We start from the raw sequence: 2,097 nt of genomic DNA, 5'->3' as shown, positions 1-2,097 counted from the left end.
CGAGGAGGTGGGTGCGGTGGGGGAGGGAGGTGAGGATGGCCAGGGCGGCGATGGTGGCGCAGATGAGGGCGGTGGTCAGGTAGGCGGTGCGGTGGGTGCCTCCGGTGGTGGTTTGGCGGAGGTAGATGCCGGAGAGGGCGGAGACGGTGACGGCGGCGGCGATGCGTTGGGACATCTGGAGGATGGCGCCGCTGACGCCGGCGGCTTCGGCGGGGGCGTGGCGCAGGACGTATGCCTGGTTGGTGGACATCATCACGCCGGTGGAGGCGCCGCCGAGGAGTTGGAGGAGGGCGAGGAGCCAGGGCAGGTAGGCGGCGGGGGCCCAGTGGGCGAGGAGGCCGCTGGTGAGGACGGCGAGGGCGGAGCCGGCCATGCCGTAGGTGACGGTGCGTCGGCCGAAGCGCTGGACGACGCGCCAGGCGAGGGCGGAGGCGGTGCCCATGGCGACGGCGGAGGGCAGGGCGACGAGGGCGGCGCCCATCGGGGAGAGGCCGAGGCCGTCCTGGAGGAACATCGTGAGGACGAGGGAGGCGGCGAGCGAGGAGCCGAACTGGGCCATGGCGGTGGCCGTGCCGAGGGCGTAGGGCGCGGAGCGGGTGAGGGCGGGGTGGATCAGGGGGTGGCCGCCGGTGCGGGCGTAGTGGCGCTGCCACCGGGCGAGGGCGGCGAGGAGGACCAGGGCGGCCGCGGCGAAGCCCAGCCAGCCGGCCCAGCCGGGCGGTTGGACGAAGGGCAGCATCAGGGCGAGGGTGAGCGCGGCGACGAGCAGCAGGCCGAGGATGTCCAGGTCGGCGTGCCGGGCGGCCGGCTTGGGCCGGGGCAGGTGGCGGACGGCGAGGGCGAGGGTGGCCAGGCCGAAGGGCAGGTTGAGCAGGAAGGTGAGCCGCCAGCCGAGTTCGGGCCCGGCGGCGGCGATGACCGCGCCGCCGATGGGCGGGCCGAGAGCGAAGGCGAGGCCGCCGGTGACGGCGTACATGCCGAGGGCCCGGGCGCGCTGCTGGCCGTCGAAGACGTCCTGGAGGGTGCCGATCATCTGGGAGTTGACGAGGCCGGCGCCGGCGCCCTGGAGCAGTCGGGCGGCGATGAGCACGGCGGGGTCGGTGGCGGTCGCGGAGACCAGGCTGACGAGGGTGAACAGGGCGAGCCCGGAGACGAAGAACCACTTGCGGCCCTTGACGTCGCCCAGGCGCCCGCCGGGTATCAGGGCGAGGCCGAAGGCGAGGGAGTACCCGGCGACGATCCACTGGAGGTGGGCGGGCTGGGCGTGGAGGCTCTCGCGCAGGGCGGGGATGGAGGTGTTGAGGACGGACTGGTCGAGCAGGGTGGTGAACCCGCCCGCGACGCAGACCAGCAGCACCCGGCGTCCGGCGGGGTCGAAGCGCTGCTTCTCGCCGGCGGCCTCGCTCGCGGCCGCCGTGCTCACGGCCGCGCTCACGGTTCGACCACCACGAGCGCGTAGCGGGCCTCGCCGGGGCCGAGGCTGCGGAATCGGCAGGTGGTGGAGGTGTAGCGAAGGCAGTCGCCGGGGGCGAGCCGGTGCGCCTGGCCGTCCAGGGTGAGTTCCAACTCCCCCTCGAAGAGCCACAGGTGGTGTTCCAGGCCGGGCAGGACGGGGCGGTCGTAGGCGATGTCGGCGCCGGCGGGCAGCCGGCCTTCGATGATCTCGGCGTGCAGCGAGCCGTGCGGCGGCGAGACGGAGCGCCGGACGAAGCCGGTCGCCTCGTCCCGCCACACCTGCTGCTCCTCGGCCCGGAGGAGCGGCACGGGCCCGGACTCGACCTCGGCGAGCAGCCGGGACATGGTCCGCCCGTACGCCCCGCACAGCCGCCCGAGCAGGGCGGCGGTCGGGCTGACCTCGGCGCGCTCGACGCGCGAGAGGGTGGAGCGGCTGACGTCCGCCCGGCGTGCCAACTCGTCGAGCGTCCAGCCACGTTCGAGCCGCAGCTCGGCGAGGCGTTGCGCCAGCCGCTCGTCGGCGACCGTCTCTGTTCCCATATTCGCGATGCTATCCCGAATACGGGAGGAGCCACAGAGACCGGAGGCCGGGGTCAGGGGTCAGGGGTCTGGGGTCAGGGGTCTGGGGTCAGGGGTCTGGGG

2 protein-coding genes are annotated in these 2,097 nt (G+C 74.5%); both read right to left on the bottom strand.

Annotation, left to right across the window (positions count from 1 at the left end; all coding sequences use genetic code 11):
* On the bottom strand, positions 1 to 1,435 hold a 1,435-nt coding region (locus tag IH61_RS0139770; protein ID WP_051838783.1), incomplete at its 3' end, for an MFS transporter.
* Complete coding sequence (locus IH61_RS0139765; protein WP_031079301.1) at positions 1,432 to 1,995, bottom strand: helix-turn-helix domain-containing protein; 564 nt, start codon at positions 1,993 to 1,995, stop codon at positions 1,432 to 1,434. The genes IH61_RS0139770 and IH61_RS0139765, both read right to left, overlap by 4 nt.
* Positions 1,996 to 2,097 lie beyond the last annotated feature (102 nt).

Source organism: Streptomyces sp. NRRL WC-3742, from assembly GCF_000720635.1.
Lineage (GTDB): Bacteria > Actinomycetota > Actinomycetes > Streptomycetales > Streptomycetaceae > Kitasatospora.
The sequence above is the reverse complement of the archived record's forward strand: the minus strand, read 5'-3'. Positions and strand labels throughout refer to the sequence as shown.